Source organism: Methanococcus mangrovi (genome assembly GCF_054506835.1).
In genome coordinates this window covers 1275449-1297565 of sequence record NZ_CP197114.1, presented here as the reverse complement: position 1 = coordinate 1297565, position 22117 = coordinate 1275449, and the positions used below count along the sequence as shown (strand labels likewise).

Below are 22117 nucleotides of genomic sequence, written 5' to 3'. Positions count from 1 at the left end.
ATCACCAGCAGTGTACAATCATGCAGTCTTTTTTTATAGAGTATATTGGGGGAACTTCATCTTTTGTAAATATTTGAATTATTGTATTGTTATTCAATACTTTTGATACTTTATGTTCGAGTCTTCGAATGTCAGAACAGTCGAGATGAATTATTACGGTTTTTTTATCGAGGTGAATGCCTTTAATGTCCATTCTTCCCCTGAAAAACTCCACTTCGCTGATATCCATAACTTTGAGTCTTTTTTTGATTTCTTCAGAAAAGTGTTTTATATCTATGATATATACAGGATGTCCTTCGATATATCTCTTGTATAAAATATCGTTTTTTAACGTTAAATCCTGAATAAAATCAACAATGGCACTTTCAAGTTTCGTGAGTGAAAGTACGTCTAATAGATATAATATTGGGTTTTCTTTATCCCAAACGTTACTACACTTAAGCATTCCAAGGGTTATCGCGGCAGCATGTGCTTCCCCAATTTCCCTTTTCCCTTTTTCAAGCATACTCAAGTGTGACTGACTAACTCCACTTTCTTCAGCAAGTTTGGACTGGGTTATCTTGAGCTTTTCACGAAATACTTTGATATTTTCGGGATTGAGCAGTATCGCTCTTTCTATGATATTTAATTTATCGTACATTCTACCACTTTAGGCACTCTTGGACCAAAAATTATTTCCTAAGAATAACATTATTCAGGTAGGATTTTATATATATAATTTTTTACTTAAATTTTACCAAAAAGTAATACCTTTAATTCTCAGAATATTTTTTATATTCTAAAATCAAGTACTATTATTTTGACAATCAGGTGAGAAACATGGAAAAACAATGTAATGTAATGGACTGCCCAATCTGCGGAAAAGAGGATTCTTTAAAAATTATTACACAGGAACTTGAAATTCCCTATTTTGGGAAAGTTCTCGAAACTACCATTCTTTGTGAGTCATGCAAATACAAAAAAAGCGATATATTCCCCGTAGATGTAAAAGAACCTAAAAGATATACTTTAAAGGTTGAAGATGAATATGATTTGAATAAACGGGTTATACGGGGTTCTTCTGGTCACATTTCAATACCTGAATTTGGATTTGAAGTGTCTCCCGGTCCAGCATCAGAAGCATACGTTTCAAATGTTGAAGGAGTTTTAACTCGAATGGAAGATGCGATAAAAACTTTAATATCTTGGGTTGAAACTGAAGAAGAAAAGAAAAAAGCAGAAGAATTAATCGAAAAGTTAGAACAGGTAAAGCTTGGAAAAGAAAAAATAACCTTAATTATTGAAGACCCGCTTGGACACAGTGCAATAATTGGGGATGGCGTAAAAGAAGAAGTTTTAACCGAAGATGAGATAAATTTGCTAAGTGACAATACTATAATAATAGATAAATAATTTTTAAAAAATAAAACTTTTTTTTATTTAATTAACTAATTTATTCTTCAAATTTAAATCCACATTTTTTACAGAAGTTTTTCAAAATTACATCCCCGTATTCGGTGTGTGACACTTCGGGGTGGAATTGAACTCCGTAAAGTGATTTTTCTTTGTGTTTTATTGATTCTACTCCACAAATGTCAGAGTATGCTAAAACTTCAAAGCAGTCAGGAGTTACTTTAACTTCATCCATGTGGGAAGCCCAAGCAGTAAATTCGCTTGGAACTCCTTTGAAGAGGTCGTTTTCTTCTTTTATGTAAATTTTGATGCTTGCATATTCTTCTGAGTCTGCTCTTGAAACGAGTCCGCCATATGCTTTTGAAATTAACTGGTGTCCAAGGCAAATTCCAAGAACAGGAAGTTCTGAATTTAGTGCAATATTTTCACAGTTTGTAGCTTTTGTAATATCTGGGCCACCGCTTAATATTATTCCTTTTATTTCAGGATTTGCAGCAATTTCTTCAAGAGTAGTTGAATTTGGAATTATTTTTGCAGGCACGTCAAGGTATTTCAAGCTTCTCTGGATTCTGTGCACGTACTGTCCACCGTTGTTTAAAATGACGATCATAACTTCACCTTTTATTTTAAATTATTTTGTGGTGACTTCAACACCATTTTCGGTAATTAAGACGGTATGTTCACATTGTGTTACCATTCCATGTTCTCTTTCAACTAATGTGGGGTACCCGTATAATACGCCTGCCATCATTAAGCCTTTGAGACCGGTTTTGTAATGTTTATCGATTTTTGCCATGTCTCTTTCTGAAAATGGTAGATATGCATGTTTTTGTTCAATGTTTTTAAGCAGGTTTTTTGCAGCTGGAAGTCTGACTGGTCTTGATTTTAGGTATTTGTAAATAAATATATCTTTTCCATCGACAACTTGTCCAAATCCGTCTGTAGCAAAAGGTTCAATTGCAACGAGGTCGCCAACATCGATAGTATCTCTTGTATTTTCAGAAACATTTGGAATACTTACTCCAGAGTGGAGTGAATATTGGTGCATAACGTGTCCAGAAAGATTTGAAATTGGCCTGTAACCGTAACTTTCAATTACTTCTTGAATTATTTTTCCCATTGCACCAACATTTATTCCAGGAACGATTTCTTTAATTACGGTATTCAATGCATCTTCTGAAGCTTTTTTTAGTTCCGAATATTTTCCGGATAAATCGATAGTTACTGCAGTGTCAGCAATAAATCCATCAACCTGAGCCCCAAGGTCCAACTTTACAACGTCTTCTTCGGAAAAGATAGATTCGTCCCCGTGTGGGGGGCTGTAGTGTGCAGCAATGTCGTTTAATGAGATATTACATGGAAATCCAACACCTGCGCCAAGTTCTCTTGTCCTGTTTTCTACAAATTCTGCAACATCGTAGAGTTTTGCACCAGGTTTTACTAATTTTATGGCTTCTTCTTTAACTTGCGAAGCAATTTTTCCAGCTTCAATAATCTTATTATATTCTTCATTATCCATATTATCTACCATTAAAGTGATCTTTTAACAACGATCGTCAATATATCGCCATCTTTTAGAATGTGGTCTAATCCTACTCTTTGACCAGGGTGTTTTGCAGAATCTCCCCAGACGAGTGCGTATCTGAAATTTTTAACAAAATCCCTGTGAAGTCTGTTACAAACATCTTCAACACTTGAATTTTTTAAGATAATTAATGGTTCTTCAAGGTCTGCTTTTCCACCTTGAGGTTTTAAGTATAATTTTATAAATCCTAATGTTTCAAAGATTTTGTCTTTTAATTCTTCAAGGTTAATTTCTTTGTGTCCTGAAACAAATACGTGTGGTCTATCCCCAATTGCAGCTTCTGTCTTTTTTAAGTTTGCTTCATCTGCAAGATCGATCTTGTTTACAATAACGAGTGTTGGAATGTATGACCTGCTGTCTAATACAACATCGATTAACTGGTCCGTGTCAATATCTTCTCTTATTAGGATGGCTGCATTGTGGATTCTGTGTTCTCCAACTATTGCAGCTATTGTAGCTTCATCTATTTGTGTTAAATTAACAGTTTTATTGATTGCAAGGCCACCACGGTCGTGTTTCTCAATTTTTACGTCAGGTTTTTCCTGGTCAAGTCTGATACCCACGTTTGAAAGCTCTTTTTCAAGGATTGGAATATGTTCTGGTGAAAATACATCCACAACGAGCATTACAAGGTCTACGTTTCTAACAGCAGCTAAAACCTCGCTACCTCTACCCCTACCAAAAGAAGCTCCAGAAATAATTCCCGGTGCATCCAAAACCTGAATTTTAGCACCTTTGTGTTCCATTAATCCAGGAATAATTGTAAGTGTTGTAAATGCATATGCTCCAACTTCTGAATTTGCATTTGTAAGTTTATTCAAAAGTGTTGATTTACCAACGGATGGAAATCCAACGAAAGCAACTGTTGCATCTCCCGTTTTTCTAACCGCATATGATGGTCCACTCGATCCACCTGACCCTTTTGGGTTTTGCTGTTCATCTCTTAATTTAGCAAGTTTTGCTTTTAATATTCCAACGTGTTTTTGTGTGGCTTTGTTATACTGGGTATGTAATAATTCGTCTTCCAATTTCTTGATATCTTCTTGTATTCCCATATTCTCACAACGCATAGACTGTAAATTGAATAAATCGATGAAAAATGTTTTAATTACAAAATTAAAAAAGAAAATTATGTTTTATTTATCTTCAAGTCTCAAAATATCACTTTAATTACTTCACTAATAGTGATATTTGGTATATAAAATTAACTATGATGGTCAAAGACCAATTTATCCGGGTTAATACAAATGATTAATCTACAATTCCGCCCATAATAGATATCATTTCCCTTACCTTTGGATTTACGATATAGTAGTGGTTCCATGTACCTTCTTTTCTGGCTTTAATGATTCCAGACTTCTTTAATATGTTCAGGTGATGGGAAATTGTTGGCTGAGGTTTTTTCAACTCATCAATAATTTTACATACGCACATGCTTTCATTTTCACTTAAAAGCTCCAAAATCATTAATCTCGTAGGGTCAGCAAACGCCTTGAAGACTTCAGCCATATATTCGTATTTGTATTCTTCCATAACCATAGTATCACCAAATAACCATAATATAGTCTATTTATTACAATATTTAAATATTTTGAGATACGAAAAAAGTCCATAATGCACGGTATGGGTCTTTATTCAAAAAATAAGAGTATTATTTTTTTTCAATTTTGATTGAAATTGTTTCAGGGTTTTCCGTACCCTTCAGTGTTCCTACAATCCCTTTCAGTGTATTTTTAATAACGTCGGAAACAAATGGATTTACGGGGATTGTTTTGCCATCGACTATTAATTTCAGCCCTGATGACATAACGCATTTAGTCCACTTGACTTCTCCTGATGCCAATTTTTCTGCAAAAACTTCGCAGTTGTATCCACAGTGGCCACAGTTTAGATTATACGATGGAACTATGGCTTTTTCAAGAACCTGAGTTTTAACTTCATTTATATCATATTTGAAGTCATCAATGACCATTATGGTCTGGTTATCTTTCAATTCAGCGCCACGTCCCCCTTCAGTTACAAGTATTTTTGGGATATTTAAGTCTATTAAATCTTCCTTAAAACCTTCTACAATAACAAGGTCGCAGTCAAGTTTTGTTAAGATTTCTTTTAAATGCATCCTGTCATAATAAAAGGCAGAACCTTTGCTTGTAACAAAAACAGAAACGTCTGAAAACTGTTTTAACAGATATGAATCTGTATTTTTTGAATCAACATCGATATCCATATGTGAGTTTTTAACTGTCGCAACAGACATGTCATTCAAGTTCTCGAGGATATTGGCTATTAGGCTTGTTTTTCCAGTATCCTTTCTTCCGATTACACCTATTACTCTTATCATACCTTATTTATAATGAAATATCATATATTTAAATGTTGCCATATAAAACGCATAGGTTAAAAGATATAAATAGTAATTAAACAATGCTTGAATACAATGGTGATAATTATGATTCCAGAACAGATACACAATATTTTAAGAAAACAGCGCTACCAGTTAAAAGAACACAGCGCGGTAAAACTATGCGGTTGGGTTAGCAAATCTTTTTTAGAAGGCAAAGAATGCTACAAATCAAAATTTTATGGTATAAATACGCACAGGTGTGTCCAGAGTACTCCTTCTGTTGCATGGTGCCAGCAATCGTGTATCTTTTGCTGGAGGGTTCTGCCAAAAGATTTGGGATTGGATTCTTTTGGGTCTCCAGAATGGAAAGAACCTGAAGAAGTTGCAGAAGATATATTAAAGATGCACAAAACCATTATAACAGGATACAAGGGAATTTTAGACAGGATTGGTGAAAAAAAGTACTTCGAAGCAACAAAACCAAAGCACGTCGCACTATCTCTTTCAGGAGAACCAACGATGTATCCATACATTGACGAATTAATCGAAGTATTCCATAAGAAGGGGATGTCCACATTTTTAGTTTCAAACGGGATTTTAACAGATGTAATCGAAAAGGTAAATCCAACACAGCTCTATATTTCACTTGATGCATACGATTTAGAAAGTTACAAGAAAATATGTGGCGGAACAAAAGAAGATTGGGAATCTATATTAAATACTCTCGATATTTTGGAATCAAAAAAACGAACCTGTATCAGAACTACGGTTATTCGAAATATAAACGATAATATTTTGAAATTTAAGGAATTATTCGAAAGAGCAAATTCAAATTTCATTGAATTAAAATCTTACATGAATGTTGGATATTCAAGAAAAAGATTAAATTTGGATGACATGGTAAAGCAGTTTGAACTTTTGGATATGGGTAAAATTTTAGAAGAAAACAGTATATTCGAAATTGAAGATGATTCGCCTGAAAGCAGGGTTGTTTTACTAACTAACAAAAATAGAAAAATTAATCCAAAAATAGACTTTGGATTTTAATTTAAGCACCATATTTTTTTGCAAGACCCATGAGGTCCATTAAAATAGGCATAATGTTTATTCCTTTTATCCAGTTCAATCCACCTTTATATGTGGAAAATTCGTCGAATTTTTCAACATCGTCAACTCTAACGCTTTTTCCCCACAAGATTATTGGAAGAGGGTCTGCAGAGTGATCCATTTCTTCAATCGGGGTTGAGTGGTCTCCTGAGAGTACAAAATAAACTTCATCTTTGCTAATATTTTTTGTAATGTAATCAAGCATTTCATCGACTTTTTCGATAACCTGTTTTTTAAGTTCGTAATTTCCGTCGTGTCCAGCTTCATCTGCACCTTTTACATTTACGAGTATGAAGTCGTAATCCTTAAGAGTTTCTACAATTGCACAAGCTTTTGCCATAAGATCAGAATCCGGGGTTCCATCACACCCTTCAACATCTATAACATCGAGACCAACCATTTTTGCAATTCCTTTAATAAGTCCTGTTCCTGCAATACACGCTCCTTTGAGTCCAGTTTTTTCAGTAAACTGCATAATTTCCGGAACCTGTCCAACACCTCTTGGAATTATGATGTTTGCAACAGGTAAGTTTTGTTTTCTTCTTTCTTCGTTTACCGGGTGTTTATCTAATTTTTCGTAAGCGATTTTTAACAATTTGTTAACAATTTCTGCAGTTTTTTTAGCTTCTTTTGAATCATCAAGGGGATGTATTTCTTTTACTTTCTTTCCTTCTTTTTTAGGGTCTGCATCGCTGATTTTGTCACTTAAACCGGGGCCCCTTAAAACGAGTGCAGCCCTGTATCCGCCGGACTCTTTAAAGATAATTTCTACATCGTCAATTTTTAGCCCATCAAGTTCTTTTTCAAGTTCTGATGTATTTTCAATTCTTCCAGCTCTCCTGTCAGTCACGATAAAATTTTCATCAACTGAAGAAAAGTTGCACCTAAATGCGATGTCTCCAGGTTTTACTGTAACTCCAACACCGCAGGCTTCAAATGGGCCTCTTCCAGTGTAAGTTCTGTAAGGGTCGTAACCTAAAAGAGCGAGGTGTGCAGTATCACTTCCAGGTCTTACCCCAACATCAATAGAATTCATAAGACCGCAAATTCCTTCTTTAGCCATTCTATCCATTACTGGAGTTTTAGCTTCTTTTAGGGGGGTGTTTCCATTCTCATCTGGCCTGTCCCCAAGTCCATCAATAACAAAAATAACTGCCTTCATTGATTCACCAGTATAATAATTTTGAATGATAAATGCTATTGCTTCGTTTTTATTAATATTTTTTGGTCTTAAACTCAAGAAAAATTGATAAATTGGCAGTAGCTTTAAATTTCGGTTGATAATTTGAAAAAAGAATGAATGTAGTAAAGTTTATGGAAGCCATGTGCTCGAGTCTTCAACCTTTGCTGGCAAATATTCTTCAACAACATATTTCAAACCATATTTTGCCAAAGACTGCTGTTCTGCCCTTACTTTACCGTCGGCCATTTGATTTAGTGCTTTTTGCCATTCAGGAAATGATCTAACGAAGTCATCGTTTTTAAGACCATCTTTTAATCTTTTAACGTCGTGGTCTTTTAGCGGGTGTGTTGGAAGTTCGTAATCAATAATATCCTGTGGAGTTACTCCAATAAGTCTAGCTTCGGGAACTGCTAATTTGTCTGCCAAGTGAACTGCCTTACCACTTCCTACCTTTAAAGTCCTGTAGATGTTTAAGTATCCGTAAGGGTCACCATCCGTAAATACTAAAATCGGTAATTTGTATTCTTCATTTAATCTTTTGATAAATCTTCTCGTTGCCCTTGCAGGAACCCCTTTTAAAGAGATTAATATGCAGTTATGTTTCTTCCAGAATTCTTCAGCATTTAACCTTGCAAACATACCTGCAGTTTCTATTGCTAAAATGAAATCTGCTTTTGTTTCAAATTCTAATTTTGTAACATCGTTTGGAATGTTGTATGCGCCGCTTCCAAGTTTTGTACAGTCAATTTTAATTTCCGCTCCATCTGCAGTTCGATCAACGATTTGTAACGGCCCGATAACAGCTGCACCATCTTCTTCTGGAATAAATCCTAAATCTTCTCTTAAAAATTCTGAAGCAGCTTCGATATCTTCAATAACTCCGTTGGATGGTTGCTGGTCGTCAAATCTTGCTTCGCCCCAGTTTTTGGAAACATAATATGCTTCTCTCAGAGTTGAGAAGTCGTTTGTATCAAGCAGTTCTTTTGAAAATTCCATCATTTTGATAGTCTGAGCAAATATTTTTGCCTGATTTACGGTTAACATCCTATCTTTTTCTTTTCCAAGTATCGCAAAAGTTCCCTTATCTGCATCAAATTTCGCATTTGCGAGACTTCTTATTGGAAATGTGATTTTAGGTCTTTTTCCTCGTATGATGTCTTCGTACATGTCATTAGCAAGTTTTAGTAATTTTTTGGCCGCTAAATTTCTCTCTTCTGAGGTTATCACAGTTTCACCGCATTTTAATAGAAAATAATATAAATATGAATCAGATAAATGAAAGTTATAATCGGCTTTTATATTCCGAATATTAATAATTTTATTTATGACTATATTTTTGGTATCTGTCCTAATCAAAAGATATAAATCTTGTAACTTATATATTTCCAATGATTATTTAAAACCCACACAATCAGGGCTTTGAGGGCATGCACTATTTCATGAGGAGGTAATAATCTTGAAATTCTTAAAAAACATAGCACAAACAGATTTTTTGGAACCTGCTCCAGAACAGCTTTCCGATGTAGATAGAGAATTGCTTGAATTGATAGAACAATCAAAAGCAAGAATAACTGTTGTAGGATGCGGCGGTGCAGGAAATAATGCAATAAACAGGTTGATTGCAGAAAGTATCAGCGGTGCAAGAATCATTGCAGTAAACACAGATGCACAGCAACTCGTAAAAACTCACGCAGATCAGAAAGTTTTAATCGGTAAGAACCTTACAAAAGGACTCGGTGCAGGTGGAAACCCGGTTAAAGGTGAAGAATCTGCAAAAGAAAATTCAGAAGAAGTTAAAAAAGCAATTCAAGATTCAGACCTCGTATTTGTAACTTGCGGACTTGGTGGAGGAACTGGAACCGGTTCTGCCCCAGTAGTTGCAGAAATTTCCAAAAAAATAGGTGCTTTAACAGTTGCAGTTGTTACATTACCATTTTCAATGGAAGGAAAAGTTAGAATGTCAAATGCAATTGCAGGTCTTAACAAGTTAAAAGAAGTTGCAGACACTATTGTTATTATTCCTAACGATAAATTGTTAGAAATCGTTCAAAATGTTCCTTTAAGAACCGCTTTCAAAGTTGCAGACGAAGTTTTAATGAATTCCGTTAGGGGAATGGTTGAACTCGTAAACAACGCTGGAGATATTCACGTAGACTTTGCTGACGTTAGAGCAGTAATGAACAACGGTGGAATTGCAATGATGGGTATTGGTGAAAGTGACTCTGAGAAGAGAGCAAGAGAAGCAATACAAATCGCGTTAAACAGCCCACTTCTCTGTGTAGATGTTGACGGTGCAACCGGTGCATTAATCCATATAACTGGCCCTGAAGACATGAGCCTTGAAGAAGCAAAAGAAATTGTGTCAACTGTTTCAGACAGATTAGACGAAAAAGCAACAATTATTTGGGGAACTACAATCGATGAAACACTCGAAAATTCATTAAGAGTTTTACTTATAATTACCGGTACAAAATCAACTGGTGACTACACAGTTGACGTAACGAAAAAGAGATACTTAATAGATATCCCAAAAATCTAAATTTAATTTTTTAACGTATGCCGAGGAATATTATGGCAAAAGAAAAAAATACGAATATCGAAGTGCAAAAATCAAAGTTACATGCGACATTAAATGGCGTAAAGGATTTTTTACACCAGTGCAGAAGAGTTTTAATGATTTCAAGAAAGCCAACAAGACAGGAATATATAACAATTTCTAAAGTAACCGGTCTTGGTATATGCCTTCTTGGTTTTGTCGGGTTTGTAATACATGTACCAATCACGTATTTGAAAGGAATATTAACGCCGTAAAACAGTAAAACACGAAAATATACATACACATTTTTCAATTTATGAATAGATATATATAGTATAAATTGATAACAATTTTCAATTATTTTGAGATCTATTTTTAAAATTATTTATTTTCAAATTTTATTCCGTTTTGGTGATATTATGATTTTTGCAGTAAGGACCACTACAGGTCAGGAAAAAAACGTTGCAGAATCTCTGGCTTCAAAAGCCGAAAAAGAGAGTTTGGAAGTATTTTCAATTTTAGCAACCGAAGATTTGAAAGGATACATCCTGATTGAGGCTGCTAACAAAGGAGCTTTAGACGACCTCGTTAGAAAAAGCTTCAAAGTAAAAGGAATCGTTCCTGGAGAAACCAGCGTAAGCGAACTCGATCACTTGTTAACCCCAACAAAAATTATCGAAAATATCGATAAAGGAGATATTGTTGAATTAGTTGGAGGTCCGTTCAAGGGTGAAAGGGCAAGAGTTACAAGAGTCGACAAACACAAAGAAGAAATTACTCTTGAATTGATAGATGCAGCAGTACCTATTCCAATAACTGTTGGTGTTGAACAGGTTAAAATTGTATCTAAACAGGATTAATATGTATTTTATAAAGTCATGGTAAATTTTAAATAGGATACACATAAATAAGAATAAGGAACTTATGATAGTATTATTGCGATACTAAACACGATTCATTTAGAGGTGAATATATGGCAGAACAAGTAGTAGAGATACTCGTATCTGGTGGAAAAGCAACAGCAGGACCTCCTTTAGGTCCAGCAATCGGTCCTTTGGGCGTAAACATCATGCAAGTTGTTCAAAAAATCAACGAAATGACAAAAGACTATGACGGAATGAGTGTTCCAGTTAAAGTTATTGTTAATACTGATAAAAGAACATTTGAAATTGAAGTAGGTATTCCCCCTGCATCCGCGTTAGTTAAAAAAGAACTCGGAATTACAACAGGATCACAGGAACCAAAACACAAAGTTGCAGGAAACTTAACGATGGAACAGGTTGTTAAAATTGCAAAAATGAAACAAGATGCAATGTTAGCATACAACTTGAAAAACGCTTCAAAAGAAGTTATTGGAACATGTGTATCAGTTGGAGTAAATGTAGAAGGAATGACCCCAAAAGAAGCACAAAAAGCAGTTGACGCAGGACAGTTTGACAGCTACTTTAACTAAATGAATTTTACTTTCTTTTTTTCTGAAAACTCGTATTTATTAATTCAAATATTTATTGGATATGAACTCCTCCGAAATGGTTTTGAGGATTTGAATGGAGGTTCTGTAAATGACATGTACCATAGTAGTTGGTGGCCAATGGGGCGACGAAGGAAAGGGAAAAATAATAAGCTACCTCTGTAAAAAAGATAACCCGTCAATTATTGCAAGAGGTGGCGTAGGCCCTAATGCAGGACATACTGTTGAAGTAGACGGTGAAAAATACGGAATAAGGATGGTTCCAACTGGTTTTCCAAATGTTAATGCGAAACTCGCCGTTGGTGCTGGAGTTTTAACCGACCCTGAAGTTTTGCTCAAGGAAATCCAAATGCTCGAAAAATTCAATGTTGGAGAAAGAATGCTCGTTGATTACAGGTGTGGTATCATTGAAGAAACCCACAGACAACTTGACAAATCAAACGAACACCTTTCAAAAGAAATTGGATCAACTGGAACAGGATGCGGTCCTGCAAATGTTGACAGAGCAATGAGGACATTGAAACAAGGAAAAGACGTAGAATCAATTTCCAAATATCTTGGAGATGTTTCAGAAGCAGTAAACGATGCATTAGATTCCGGAGATAATGTTTTAATTGAGGGAACACAAGGTTCTTTATTATCCTTATACTACGGAAGCTACCCTTACGTTACTTCAAAAGATACAAATGCAGCATCTTTTGCAGCAGATGTTGGTGTAGGCCCTACAAAAATTGACGAAGTCGTTGCAGTATTCAAATCTTACCCAACAAGGGTTGGCGAAGGACCTTTCCCAACAGAAATGTCCGTAGAAGAAGCTGAAGGCCTCGGAGTAGTTGAATACGGAACAGTTACTGGAAGGAGAAGAAGAGTTGGTTACTTCGATTATGAACTTGCTAAAAAAGTATGCAGATTAAACGGAGCAACCCAGATAGCAATAACATGCCTTGACAAGTACGATCACGAATGTCACGGCATTACTGAATATGAAAAACTGTCTGAAAAAGGAAAAGCATTCATAAAAGAAGTTGAAGAAAAAGTGGGAGTTAAGGTAACCCTCATTTCAACAGGTCCTGAACTTGGACAGACAATTGATGTTAGAAATAAATAATTATAAAAATTTTAATTAACTACTTTTTTATGATTATCATTATTCATTTTTACTTTAGATTGGTAGGGATATGATGACGTTTGATGACAATATTAGAATTTTAGTAACTGATAAAGAATATGATATGCCCTTTTCAAAGGGTCTTTTAGCGAGATCCCTAACCGCTGCGGGAATGAAACCAAGTGCATCTTACAGTTTAGCACGTGAAATCGAGCGAGAACTAAATGATCAAAAAGTATTAAAGATTACTAAAGATGAATTGAGACGAAGAGTATATTATACTTTAATTAATCGAGATTATGAAGGAATTGCAGAAAAATACTTGCTATGGCGAAGAGTTTTAAAGAAACATTCAATAATTATTCTTGTTGGCGGGTCGAGCGGTGTTGGAACATCCACGATTGCATTTGAGCTTGCATCAAGGTTGGGTATTCCGAGCGTTATTGGAACTGATTCGATAAGGGAAGTCATGAGAAGAAGTATTTCAAAAGATTTAGTTCCAATGCTCTACGAATCTTCATATACTGCCTGGACTGCACTTAGAAGGTCCCCTTGGGAAGAGATGGACACAAAAGAAATACATTTACTCGGATTTGAAAGACACGTTGAACCCGTACTTTTGGGTATCGAAAGTATTATTGATAGGAGTTTGACTGAAGGTACAAGTGTCATAATTGAAGGAACACACATAGTTCCTGGGTTAATGGCTGAAAAATATCGGGAAATGCCAAACGTGATATTTTTAAATTTAACCCTAAGTTCAGAAGAGATCCATAAAAAAAGATTTATTGCAAGAGCCAAGGTAAGTGACAGGCCACTTGAGCGATATTTAGAGAATTTTGAAATAATAAAAGAGATTAACCAGTACATCGTTGAAAAATCAAAAGAAAACAACCTTCCAGTTATTGAAAACGTGTCAATCAGTGATACGGTTCAAAAATGCTTGGAGATTGTTACAGAGCGATTCAGTAACTTAAATGATGAGCCAATAATTGATTCGGATATCTACTAATTTTTTAATTTTGGGGTATTATGAAAATTTTCAAAAAAAGCGATATTTCTGGAATTCTACATGAATTGGGAATTTTAATATCGACAATTGGTCTTATAATGATGGTACCATCGTTTATCGGGATTTATTTCCACGAACCATTTTTTTACTTTTTATATCCCTCACTCTTTTTTATGATTGTTGGGTTATTGATAAATAAACTCACGAAACCGATTTCAGTAAAATTAAAGCATGCAATGGTTATTTCAGCATTAGCATGGCTCATGGCATCATTAATTGGGGCAATTCCATTCTATTTAGGAATCGAATATTTTGGATACCTTGATGGCGTTTTTGAAAGCATGTCTGCATGGACTACAACTGGATTTAGTATCGTAAAAGATGTAGAATCTTTACCCCGAACACTTCAATTGTGGAGAAGTCTTGAACAGTGGATTGGGGGAGTTGGTGTGCTTGCAATGGTCATTTCGATTCTTTCAAAAGCAGGTGCATCAGCGTACTACCGTGCAGAGGCAAGGGAAGAAAAAATTATGCCTAGCACGATTGGAACAATTAAAAAAATCTGGCATATTTATCTCTTATACACAACGATTGGGATATGTTTACTTTATTTAAGCGGTTTAAATTTGTGGAGTGCATTAAACATTTGCATGTGCGGTATTTCAACAGGCGGTATGAGCATAAGCAACCAAAGTTTTCCATATAACAACTTCGCAAAGATTATAATGACTTTAATTATGTATATTGGTGGTGTTGTTTCGTTCTCAGTACATCACAATGTTTTAACTGGGAGGCGGGTTGATGATATACAGACAAAAACTTCTATTCCCATACTTTTCTTTGCAGCGTTTGTAATTACTTTAACGTCTGGAATAGAACCGCTCGACTCAATATTTACAGTGGTTTCTGCAATGACGAGTACCGGGTTTTCAAGTGTAAAAATATCCGCTTTAACAAACATTTCAATTGCAGTTTTGATATTTGTGATGGCAATTGGTGGGGCCACGGGAACGACTACCGGGGGAATTAAACTTATACGGCTTGTAATAATGTCAAAAGGGTTTTATTATAGGTTAAAAGAGGTAGTATCTCCCGGAAATGCCATAATCCATAAAAAAATCGGTAAAAACCCATTATCTGATTTTTTAATTCTTGATGCATTTATAATAACATTTGGGTATATTATTCATTACTTATTTGGAACATTTGTTTTAATAAGTCTTGGGTACGACCCGTTTTTATCAGTATTTGAGGCAGTATCATTGGTTGCAAACATGGGGCTTTCTGTTGATATTGTAAACCACTCGCTTCACCCTGCCGCAAAAATTTTGGGGATATTTTCGATGTGGGTTGGAAGGCTTGAAATTCTTCCGATATACATCTTGATAATTCTCCCACTTTACCTCAAAATAAAAGATGTGAGTAAAAATAAAATATCTAAAAAAATCGAAACTTATAAATAGTAATTTGACCTCTTTAAGTTGAACTATAGAGATATTTTCTTTTTATAACCGAATTACAAGGTGGGATTTATGGTCGAATTTTGTCCTAAATGCAACAACATCATGCTCCCGAAAGGCGGAGTTTTAAAATGCGTGGTATGCAAACACGAAGAAGAAATTGGTGAAGCAAATCACGAATATGCTTTAAAAGAAAAAATAGAAACTAAAAAGCAGGATGTTACAGTTATTGAAAATGTAGAAACCCTTCCAACAACAAGGATAGAGTGTCCAAATTGTGGAAATATGGAAGCATTCTGGTGGCTACAGCAGACAAGATGTGCTGATGAACCTGAAACCAGATTTTACAAATGTAAAAAATGCAGCCATACATGGAGAGAATACGATTAATTTAAGATTTAAAATAATATTAAAAATTCAAAAAAACTTTTTTTATTTTTTAAGTTAAATCAAAATTCCGTAGTTTAAAACAGCTTCAATTATTATAATTGATACGGTTAATCCTAAAACTTTTTCTGGAGCTATTTTTATTTTTGAAACATCTTCATCCATATATCTTACAAGCCCTGCACTTGTACTGAGTCCTGCATCCTGATTTTTAGCCATTTTATCACCCTATTTAAAAACTATATGTTTTGAAAGTTTATAAAACTTTCCTAAAAAATTTTAAATATATTTTAATTTGTAAGTGATTGAATTGGTGCAGGTATTCTTCCGCCCCTTTCTATGAATTCTTCTGAAGAAAATTCGTGAACTGGCATAATCGGTGCAGTTCCGAGGAGTCCGCCGTATTCTACGTAGTCACCAACGTCTTTTCCAGGAACAGGGATAATTCTAACTGCTGTAGTTTTTTTGTTTATCATACCAATTGCCATTTCATCAGCAATTATTGCAGATAAAGTTGATGCAGGCGTTTTTCCAGGTACTGCAATCATGTCAAGACCAACTGAACATACGCAGGTCATTGCTTCAAGTTTATCTAATTTCAAAGCTCCAGCTTCAACTGCTTCAATCATTCCTGCATCTTCACTTACTGGAATGAATGCACCGCTAAGTCCACCAACATTACTTGAAGCCATTGCTCCTCCTTTTTTAACTGCATCGTTTAACATTGCAAGTGCTGCGGTAGTTCCGTGTGTTCCGCATCTTTCAAGTCCGACAGCTTCTAAAATATTTGCAATGCTGTCTCCAATTGCCGGAGTTGGTGCGAGTGATAAATCAACAATACCAAAGTCTACACCTAATTCACTCGCAACTTCTTTTCCAACGAGTTCACCCATTCTGGTAATTTTAAATGCAGTCTTTTTAATTTCGTCACTAACTGTTCCGATATCTTTTCCTTTTAACTGTTCAACAACTGCCCTAACAACACCCGGTCCAGAAACACCTGCATTGATTACCGCATCTCCTTCTCCAGGTCCGTGGAACGCCCCTGCCATGAAGGGGTTGTCTTCAGGAGCATTACAAAATACAACAATTTTTGCACATCCAATTGCATCTTTTGTAATTTCTGAGGTTTCTTTAACGATTTCCCCCATTTTTTTAACAGCATACATATTAATGCCTGCTTTTGTTGTAGCAACATTAATCGATGCACATACTTTGTCAGTTTTAGTCATTAATTTTGGGATTGACCTGATAAGCATTTTTTCTTCAGGTGTTGCTCTTTTTTGAACTAATGCGGAATACCCACCAATAAAATCTACGCCAACTTCTTTTGCAATTTTATCAAGCGTAATTCCAACTTCAACGCATGCATCAACTGCTTCTTCGTTACTCAAGCCCTTTAAAGTACTTCCCATGATAAGCCCGATTGGGGTTACCGAAATTCTCTTATTTACTATTGGAATACCATACTTTTGAGATACTTTGTTTGCAGTTTCAACTAAATTTCCGCCAAGTGATGTTATCTTGTTGTAAATGTTTTCTTTTAAGACATCTAAATCCTTGTCAGCACAGTCTTTTAAGTTGACACCAAGTGTTGTAGTTCTTATATCCAAATTTTGATACTCGATCATTTTTATTGTTTCAATAATTTCCTCTGGAACGAACATTTTTATTCCTCCTCATTAGTTTCAAAGTCTTTTTTAATAAGTGAAGCCATTACTGACTTTTGCCCTGCATATTTTGAGCATTTCCTGTCCGAATATCCGATATCTGCTGGTGAAAGTGATTTGCTAAATATTAACTGCCCTACTCTCTGGTTTTTATAAAGTATTACAGGTTTGTCATATGCTACAATTTCAAGTGTTATTTTTCCTTTAAATCCTGAATCAATCCACCCTGCGGTCTGGTGAGTTTGTAAAAATACCCTTCCAAAACTGCTCCTACCTTGGTACTGTGCACAAACATCGTTTGGAAGTTCCACGTATTCATTAGTAGTTCCTAAAAGCCCGCCACTTACAACAAAGTCAACACTGTATTTTTCTTTATAATTTTTGATTATTGTTTCATCAAGGTGGTGGTTTAAGGGACATACCATGATTGAATTTTCAATTTCGAATTTACTGTGGCTTAAACTTTTTTTAAGGTCGTAAACGTCTTCGTTATATTTTATAAATTCATTTCCAAGGGTAACATCGTATGAACAGGGTCCAACGAATTTTGAATTAAACGGTTCTATCAAAACTCTTTTTGAATTAACGTAATCAAAAATATCCTTATCACTTAATATCATTTATTTCACCAGAGAGAGTTAAATTACTCTTTTTCCATAAAAACACATTTTTCGGATTTCGAAGGAGTTACTTTTATTTTTGCATCATCATATTCTGAATAAAGAGCTTTTCCTTCAGTAAGCCTGTCTAAAAATATTGCAAGTGCAGCAACTTCGGAGTGCGGCTGGTTTCCAACTGAAAGGTTGTAGTCTGCAATATCGTAAGCTTCTCTTGGAACTTTTTCAGCACCGATTATCAAGAGCAAGTTTTTCGTTTTTGAAATCTCTTCTCTAATCTCTGTCATGACTTTATTAATATTTTCCCCATACATTGTAAGGTGGACTACTATCCCGTTATCTTTAAATCTTTTCGCATACGTTTTCCAGGATTTAACGACTTCAAATTTAAAATCTCCGCCCCAACTCTCAACAATTCTTTCAACACTTTCCCTAACGTGTTTATCTTCCTCAGTAAATATTATTTTTTCAGCGCCAAGTGCTCTTGAAGTTAATGCAACGTGGGTAGATATTCTTTTGTCTCTCTCGCCTCGATGGCCCAACCTCAATATCTCAATAGCCATAAAATCACCAGATTAATCAAATAAAATTCGAGTTAAATTAAAAGTTTTCAAAAAATATTAAAAAAGTTAATATTTAAAATTAATTGAAAAATAGTTAAAAAATTAAATTCTCAAAATTAATTGAGATAGTCTGTTCCGTAATCTACGCTGTAAACTTTAAATCCCGGTTCTACACCGTATGCAGTTGGGTCTATTGATTCTTTTTCAAGATGGATTTTTTCAAGTCCGTATCCATCTAAAAAGTGTAATTTCGTGTATACGCTGTCTTCAAGGTTTTTACTTGAGATGCATGCATATACTTGGTAATTACCAGAATATGTTTGTTCAAGTCTTACAATTTCTGAATAGTCCCCATTTTCGTTTATTCCCTGTTCGTAAACGTTTTCACCGATTTTTAAAATCAGTTTGTGGAAACTTGGACTCTGCATGGTGGTCTGGTTGTTGCTGTCAATTACTGCATCAGCCATCCTTATTTCAGAACCTGTTATTTCAATAACATTTACAATACTGTATGAATCTGTTTTCTGTAGCGGTATGTAAATAACTGTAGTTCCGTTAATATCCTGTGCACTACCGCTTAATTGCTGGTAATAACCCATTTCTCTATCGCTGTTTTCGGTATTTGTAGGTAAACTGAAATTCCAGTTTCCAAACATACTCCAAACAGATGCAATACTTGTCATCCTGTTGTAGGTAATTAAATAGTCAGGATTTGTACTTTTTGGGTGTGTTAAATCAAGTATTTCTTCTGCTTCTGCATCTGTCAGGCCGTAACTATTTAATAGAACGGATTTAGCTTCTGTTCTGTTGATTGGAAGTATTTCATTTAAAATGTCCACAGTTCCTTTAATCGACCCTGTTTTTTTAATTAAAATACTTTCGTCATCATAAGCGCTGTCCCCGCTTGTTGCAAGCATTCTTAAAATTCCAACCGATAAATTTTCATCAGAGGTTGAATATGCACGTCCAACCCAGTAAGCTCTTGGAGTGTTTTGTGATCCACCATCAAAGGTTACCATTTTTCTTGTAGCCCACGTGTAGATGTGACCGTTGTCCCACCAGCATGTAACAACTGAATTATCTGGAGTTTCTGTTTTTATCCAGTTTAAACTATCCATCCAGCCATCGTTCATTGTAGGAGCAGTATAGAATGGGACTGCGGCAGCCATTGACGGAAGTGTTAACATAACTGCAAGAAGTATTCCAAAACACTTTCTAACAGCCTGTTCTTTTTCTGAAAGTATGTCTACTATTTTGTATACTGCTAAGCAAAGTAAAGCAATTATCGATAGATAAACCGCAATTGGAACATATGTAGTTGGAACAAGTATGTTTAATAGTTCCCCATTATATTTAATCAAGGTAATTACCGAGATAATTCCAATTACCGGGTATAATATATATTCCACTTTTTTTTCGTATTTTTTAATAATATTTTCAATCTGGCCTGCAAATATTCCAATACCTATTGCAAGAGCAGGAGTCATTAATGCAACGAACCTTATACCTTTTGTTGCGGCATAAACTGTAGCTATAAGCCAGAGTGTTAAATAAAGTGAATATTTAATGTCAATTACACGTTTTTCATGTCTAAATGATATAAATGATAAAACTATTCCAGAAATACCTGCAATTAATAACCAGATATTTCCAACTGAATTTTCAATTATTTCAGTTCCAGTTGGAATTGCAAGCTCTGAAACTGTTGTATAAACGTTTGGCCAGCCTGTTATTCTTGTAGCTTCATTGATTACTGTAAATCCTATTGGGGATAATATTCCATTAATGAATCCACTTACTCCTGTTGAAAGCGAAACAAGAACTGCTCCACCAACCAATGTAATTATTGAAGTTGTAAGTACATTTTTTAAGTTTTTTGATTTTGTTATGTATTCGTATGCTAAATATAACACCAAGAAGGCCGCCGTGATATCAAATGCATACCACCAACCGCTCCACATCAGAGGATACAATCCAATTAAAATGGCTGCAATTCCCCCAAATATTCCGGATTTTTTGACGTTTTCTTGTTCGTGGATTGCTTCCATTATCATCCATACAATGAACAGTAACGGCAGTATCTCAAATATCGGGGTATCTGCAAATCCTGCTGATGTTTTATAAAGTAAACTCGGACTTGAACTCAGAAGCAACGCTCCAACAAGCCCCCCTATATTTGAAGACGTGTTTCTTTTTACTATAAAAAACACGGGAATTCCAATCAGGATACTCATGATTGCAGGAACCCAGAATGCCGCATTCATTATCGTAACGGTTGAATCAAACGAATTCCAAATTGCGTATACAAAAACTGTTACAATAGATAGTGCAGAAACTGATCCTGCTTCTTTTCCCGGGGGTGCGTACTGTATCGTGTCATAAGGTACATTTTTCCCATCTATTTCAACTGTAGTTTCACCAACATTTGAATAACCACTATTTATGTAATTTTCAGTCATTCTAAGGTAGTAATAAGGGTCAAGTGCGGTTAAATACATTCTTCCATTGTCATCTGAAAACATGTCTTGTAAATATGAATTATCGGTAAATGCCATGTCTGCAGTTTGGGCACGGATTTGAAAACTCATCATACATATAAACAGTAATATCAGGATGAGTTTTATTTTTTCGTTCTTTTTGAAAAAATCTGAGACTTTATTTAATAATTCACCCATAATCCTCCTCCAAAAGCTTTTATCAAAAATAATCGATAATGTATATATAAATAGTTTATCAATTGAATTATGTTTTAATAGTATAAATGGTGATGTTATGGATTTATATTTTGTTTTATCTGCTTTATTTTCTTTTGTAATTTCTTTGATATTTACAAAATTTATAATTACAAAAATGGTCAATAATAAATATGGTTATGACCTGCACAAGGAAGGTAAACTTAAAGTAGCAGAAATGGGCGGATTATCTCCCGTAGTTATAACTTCTGTAACAATGCTGTTTTTCAATCCCGCACTTTCGCTGAGCATATTTTTGTCAGGTTTTGTTGGGGTAATTGATGATATTTCAAGATTAAATTCAAAAGAAAAAATAATTTTGACGTTTTTAATGGGGATTCCTGTTGCATTTCTGTTAAAATTAAATGTTTTTTTATCCATTCTTTTAATACTTGGAATTTTTGTGTCTTCAAATTTAACAAACATGCTTGCAGGTTTCAACGGTCTTGAAATTGGAATGGGAGTAATTCTCTGTTTATTTATGGCAGCAGTATGTTTAATAAACGGAGATATATTTGGATTTAAAATTTTGATTTTATTTTCAGCAGCATACCTTGGACTTTTATACTACAATAGGTACCCTGCAAAAGTGTTTCCTGGAGACACTGGAACCCTTCCAATTGGTGCATTTTTGGCAACCGTTGCAGTATGGAGAGGTTTTATTCCTGAATTTTTTATACTCATGATTCCATATATTGTAGATGCACTTTTGAAACAATTCACCGCAGGAGTTACAAAAAAAGACACTGTATTTACGCCTACTCAATTGAAAAATGGAAAATTATGCGTTGAAGGCGGATATTTATCACTACCAAGAATGATTTTAATGAAAAAATCAATGGAAGAATATAAAATAGTACTTGTACTGTGGACTATCGAAGCATTTTTTGGAATTTTGAGTATTTTATATACAAAATACCTCGGATTCAATATTTTTTAAAAAAAGAAAA

24 protein-coding genes are annotated in these 22117 nt (G+C 34.8%); 11 read left to right on the top strand and 13 right to left on the bottom strand.

Annotated elements, in window-relative coordinates:
* Position 1: 1 nt before the first annotated feature.
* On the bottom strand, positions 2-640 hold the full coding sequence (locus ACS5L2_RS06935; protein ID WP_459201288.1) for a helix-turn-helix domain-containing protein: 639 nt from the start codon (positions 638-640) through the stop codon (positions 2-4).
* Positions 641-819: 179 nt separating this feature from the next.
* Here ACS5L2_RS06935 and ACS5L2_RS06930 point away from each other — a divergent pair, with 179 nt between their 5' ends.
* Positions 820-1392, top strand: a complete 573-nt coding sequence (locus ACS5L2_RS06930; RefSeq protein WP_459201287.1) for a ZPR1 zinc finger domain-containing protein — start codon at positions 820-822, stop codon at positions 1390-1392.
* Between the two features lie 40 nt (positions 1393-1432).
* Here the strand turns inward: ACS5L2_RS06930 and ACS5L2_RS06925 are convergent, their stop codons facing one another.
* The 5 genes from ACS5L2_RS06925 to ACS5L2_RS06905 all read right to left on the bottom strand — a co-directional run bounded on the left by ACS5L2_RS06925 (position 1433) and on the right by ACS5L2_RS06905 (position 5318).
* Positions 1433-2002 carry a GMP synthase subunit A gene (locus tag ACS5L2_RS06925; protein WP_459201286.1) on the bottom strand — a complete coding sequence of 190 codons (570 nt, stop codon included), beginning with the start codon at positions 2000-2002 and terminating at the stop codon, positions 1433-1435.
* A 21-nt stretch (positions 2003-2023) separates the two neighbouring features.
* Positions 2024-2911, bottom strand: a complete 888-nt coding sequence (gene map / locus ACS5L2_RS06920; protein ID WP_459201285.1) for a type II methionyl aminopeptidase — start codon at positions 2909-2911, stop codon at positions 2024-2026.
* Between the two features lie 11 nt (positions 2912-2922).
* The gene (locus tag ACS5L2_RS06915) at positions 2923-4032 is read right to left on the bottom strand and encodes an OBG GTPase family GTP-binding protein (protein ID WP_459201284.1); all 1110 of its coding nucleotides are present in this window, start codon (positions 4030-4032) and stop codon (positions 2923-2925) included.
* Positions 4033-4228: 196 nt separating this feature from the next.
* Positions 4229-4516, bottom strand: a complete 288-nt coding sequence (locus ACS5L2_RS06910) for an ArsR/SmtB family transcription factor (RefSeq protein ID WP_459201283.1) — start codon at positions 4514-4516, stop codon at positions 4229-4231.
* A gap of 112 nt (positions 4517-4628) precedes the next feature.
* Positions 4629-5318 carry a molybdopterin-guanine dinucleotide biosynthesis protein MobB gene (locus tag ACS5L2_RS06905; protein ID WP_459201282.1) on the bottom strand — a complete coding sequence of 230 codons (690 nt, stop codon included), beginning with the start codon at positions 5316-5318 and terminating at the stop codon, positions 4629-4631.
* 108 nt (positions 5319-5426) lie between these two features.
* Between ACS5L2_RS06905 and twy1 the strand changes: the two genes are divergently transcribed.
* Positions 5427-6368: a 4-demethylwyosine synthase TYW1 gene (gene twy1, locus ACS5L2_RS06900; protein WP_459201281.1), complete on the top strand. Its 942-nt coding sequence runs from the start codon at positions 5427-5429 to the stop codon at positions 6366-6368.
* A 1-nt stretch (position 6369) separates the two neighbouring features.
* Here the strand turns inward: twy1 and ACS5L2_RS06895 are convergent, their stop codons facing one another.
* The gene (locus tag ACS5L2_RS06895; protein ID WP_459201280.1) at positions 6370-7590 is read right to left on the bottom strand and encodes a 2,3-bisphosphoglycerate-independent phosphoglycerate mutase; all 1221 of its coding nucleotides are present in this window, start codon (positions 7588-7590) and stop codon (positions 6370-6372) included.
* A gap of 150 nt (positions 7591-7740) precedes the next feature.
* Positions 7741-8838, bottom strand: coding sequence for a DNA topoisomerase IV subunit A (locus tag ACS5L2_RS06890; protein ID WP_459201279.1), 1098 nt, complete (start codon positions 8836-8838; stop codon positions 7741-7743).
* Positions 8839-9067: 229 nt separating this feature from the next.
* Here ACS5L2_RS06890 and ftsZ point away from each other — a divergent pair, with 229 nt between their 5' ends.
* The 8 genes from ftsZ to ACS5L2_RS06850 all read left to right on the top strand — a co-directional run bounded on the left by ftsZ (position 9068) and on the right by ACS5L2_RS06850 (position 15588).
* Complete coding sequence (gene ftsZ / locus ACS5L2_RS06885; RefSeq protein ID WP_459201278.1) at positions 9068-10150, top strand: cell division protein FtsZ; 1083 nt, start codon at positions 9068-9070, stop codon at positions 10148-10150.
* Positions 10151-10182: 32 nt separating this feature from the next.
* Positions 10183-10422, top strand: coding sequence for a protein translocase SEC61 complex subunit gamma (locus ACS5L2_RS06880; protein WP_459201277.1), 240 nt, complete (start codon positions 10183-10185; stop codon positions 10420-10422).
* A 144-nt stretch (positions 10423-10566) separates the two neighbouring features.
* Positions 10567-11007 carry a transcription elongation factor Spt5 gene (locus ACS5L2_RS06875; RefSeq protein WP_459201276.1) on the top strand — a complete coding sequence of 147 codons (441 nt, stop codon included), beginning with the start codon at positions 10567-10569 and terminating at the stop codon, positions 11005-11007.
* 113 nt (positions 11008-11120) lie between these two features.
* On the top strand, positions 11121-11600 hold the full coding sequence (locus ACS5L2_RS06870; protein WP_459201275.1) for a 50S ribosomal protein L11: 480 nt from the start codon (positions 11121-11123) through the stop codon (positions 11598-11600).
* A 109-nt stretch (positions 11601-11709) separates the two neighbouring features.
* Positions 11710-12726, top strand: a complete 1017-nt coding sequence (locus ACS5L2_RS06865; protein ID WP_459201274.1) for an adenylosuccinate synthetase — start codon at positions 11710-11712, stop codon at positions 12724-12726.
* A gap of 73 nt (positions 12727-12799) precedes the next feature.
* A complete protein-coding gene (locus ACS5L2_RS06860; RefSeq protein WP_459202626.1) occupies positions 12800-13738 on the top strand; it encodes a 2-phosphoglycerate kinase in 939 nt (312 codons plus the stop codon).
* Positions 13739-13758: 20 nt separating this feature from the next.
* The gene (locus ACS5L2_RS06855) at positions 13759-15201 is read left to right on the top strand and encodes a TrkH family potassium uptake protein (protein WP_459201273.1); all 1443 of its coding nucleotides are present in this window, start codon (positions 13759-13761) and stop codon (positions 15199-15201) included.
* A gap of 69 nt (positions 15202-15270) precedes the next feature.
* Positions 15271-15588 (top strand): transcription factor S, encoded by a 318-nt coding sequence (locus ACS5L2_RS06850; RefSeq protein ID WP_459201272.1) that lies wholly within the window; start codon positions 15271-15273, stop codon positions 15586-15588.
* Between the two features lie 54 nt (positions 15589-15642).
* Here ACS5L2_RS06850 and ACS5L2_RS06845 read toward each other — a convergent pair whose 3' ends face one another.
* The 5 genes from ACS5L2_RS06845 to ACS5L2_RS06825 form a co-directional block, all read right to left on the bottom strand.
* Positions 15643-15804 carry a preprotein translocase subunit Sec61beta gene (locus tag ACS5L2_RS06845; RefSeq protein WP_011171372.1) on the bottom strand — a complete coding sequence of 54 codons (162 nt, stop codon included), beginning with the start codon at positions 15802-15804 and terminating at the stop codon, positions 15643-15645.
* A 71-nt stretch (positions 15805-15875) separates the two neighbouring features.
* Positions 15876-17252, bottom strand: coding sequence for a DUF711 family protein (locus ACS5L2_RS06840; RefSeq protein WP_459201271.1), 1377 nt, complete (start codon positions 17250-17252; stop codon positions 15876-15878).
* A gap of 2 nt (positions 17253-17254) precedes the next feature.
* Entirely contained in the window at positions 17255-17875 is a 621-nt protein-coding gene (gene dcd / locus ACS5L2_RS06835) for a dCTP deaminase (protein WP_459201270.1), read from the bottom strand.
* A 23-nt stretch (positions 17876-17898) separates the two neighbouring features.
* Entirely contained in the window at positions 17899-18435 is a 537-nt protein-coding gene (locus ACS5L2_RS06830; RefSeq protein ID WP_459201269.1) for a tRNA (cytidine(56)-2'-O)-methyltransferase, read from the bottom strand.
* A gap of 116 nt (positions 18436-18551) precedes the next feature.
* Positions 18552-21110 (bottom strand): STT3 domain-containing protein, encoded by a 2559-nt coding sequence (locus ACS5L2_RS06825; RefSeq protein WP_459201268.1) that lies wholly within the window; start codon positions 21108-21110, stop codon positions 18552-18554.
* Between the two features lie 97 nt (positions 21111-21207).
* On the opposite strand from ACS5L2_RS06825, the gene ACS5L2_RS06820 reads away from it, so the two are divergent.
* Complete coding sequence (locus tag ACS5L2_RS06820) at positions 21208-22107, top strand: MraY family glycosyltransferase (protein WP_459201267.1); 900 nt, start codon at positions 21208-21210, stop codon at positions 22105-22107.
* Positions 22108-22117: the final 10 nt, after the last annotated feature.

Coding starts and splice junctions, on each gene's coding strand:
- ACS5L2_RS06935 (WP_459201288.1), bottom strand. CDS start 640: ATGTACGATAAATTAAATATCATAGAAAGAGCGATACTGCTCAATCCC.
- ACS5L2_RS06930 (WP_459201287.1), top strand. CDS start 820: ATGGAAAAACAATGTAATGTAATGGACTGCCCAATCTGCGGAAAAGAG.
- ACS5L2_RS06925 (WP_459201286.1), bottom strand. CDS start 2,002: ATGATCGTCATTTTAAACAACGGTGGACAGTACGTGCACAGAATCCAG.
- map (WP_459201285.1), bottom strand. CDS start 2,911: ATGGATAATGAAGAATATAATAAGATTATTGAAGCTGGAAAAATTGCT.
- ACS5L2_RS06915 (WP_459201284.1), bottom strand. CDS start 4,032: ATGGGAATACAAGAAGATATCAAGAAATTGGAAGACGAATTATTACAT.
- ACS5L2_RS06910 (WP_459201283.1), bottom strand. CDS start 4,516: ATGGTTATGGAAGAATACAAATACGAATATATGGCTGAAGTCTTCAAG.
- ACS5L2_RS06905 (WP_459201282.1), bottom strand. CDS start 5,318: ATGATAAGAGTAATAGGTGTAATCGGAAGAAAGGATACTGGAAAAACA.
- twy1 (WP_459201281.1), top strand. CDS start 5,427: ATGATTCCAGAACAGATACACAATATTTTAAGAAAACAGCGCTACCAG.
- ACS5L2_RS06895 (WP_459201280.1), bottom strand. CDS start 7,590: ATGAAGGCAGTTATTTTTGTTATTGATGGACTTGGGGACAGGCCAGAT.
- ACS5L2_RS06880 (WP_459201277.1), top strand. CDS start 10,183: ATGGCAAAAGAAAAAAATACGAATATCGAAGTGCAAAAATCAAAGTTA.
- ACS5L2_RS06875 (WP_459201276.1), top strand. CDS start 10,567: ATGATTTTTGCAGTAAGGACCACTACAGGTCAGGAAAAAAACGTTGCA.
- ACS5L2_RS06870 (WP_459201275.1), top strand. CDS start 11,121: ATGGCAGAACAAGTAGTAGAGATACTCGTATCTGGTGGAAAAGCAACA.
- ACS5L2_RS06865 (WP_459201274.1), top strand. CDS start 11,710: ATGACATGTACCATAGTAGTTGGTGGCCAATGGGGCGACGAAGGAAAG.
- ACS5L2_RS06860 (WP_459202626.1), top strand. CDS start 12,800: ATGACGTTTGATGACAATATTAGAATTTTAGTAACTGATAAAGAATAT.
- ACS5L2_RS06855 (WP_459201273.1), top strand. CDS start 13,759: ATGAAAATTTTCAAAAAAAGCGATATTTCTGGAATTCTACATGAATTG.
- ACS5L2_RS06850 (WP_459201272.1), top strand. CDS start 15,271: ATGGTCGAATTTTGTCCTAAATGCAACAACATCATGCTCCCGAAAGGC.
- ACS5L2_RS06845 (WP_011171372.1), bottom strand. CDS start 15,804: ATGGCTAAAAATCAGGATGCAGGACTCAGTACAAGTGCAGGGCTTGTA.
- ACS5L2_RS06840 (WP_459201271.1), bottom strand. CDS start 17,252: ATGTTCGTTCCAGAGGAAATTATTGAAACAATAAAAATGATCGAGTAT.
- dcd (WP_459201270.1), bottom strand. CDS start 17,875: ATGATATTAAGTGATAAGGATATTTTTGATTACGTTAATTCAAAAAGA.
- ACS5L2_RS06830 (WP_459201269.1), bottom strand. CDS start 18,435: ATGGCTATTGAGATATTGAGGTTGGGCCATCGAGGCGAGAGAGACAAA.
- ACS5L2_RS06825 (WP_459201268.1), bottom strand. CDS start 21,110: ATGGGTGAATTATTAAATAAAGTCTCAGATTTTTTCAAAAAGAACGAA.
- ACS5L2_RS06820 (WP_459201267.1), top strand. CDS start 21,208: ATGGATTTATATTTTGTTTTATCTGCTTTATTTTCTTTTGTAATTTCT.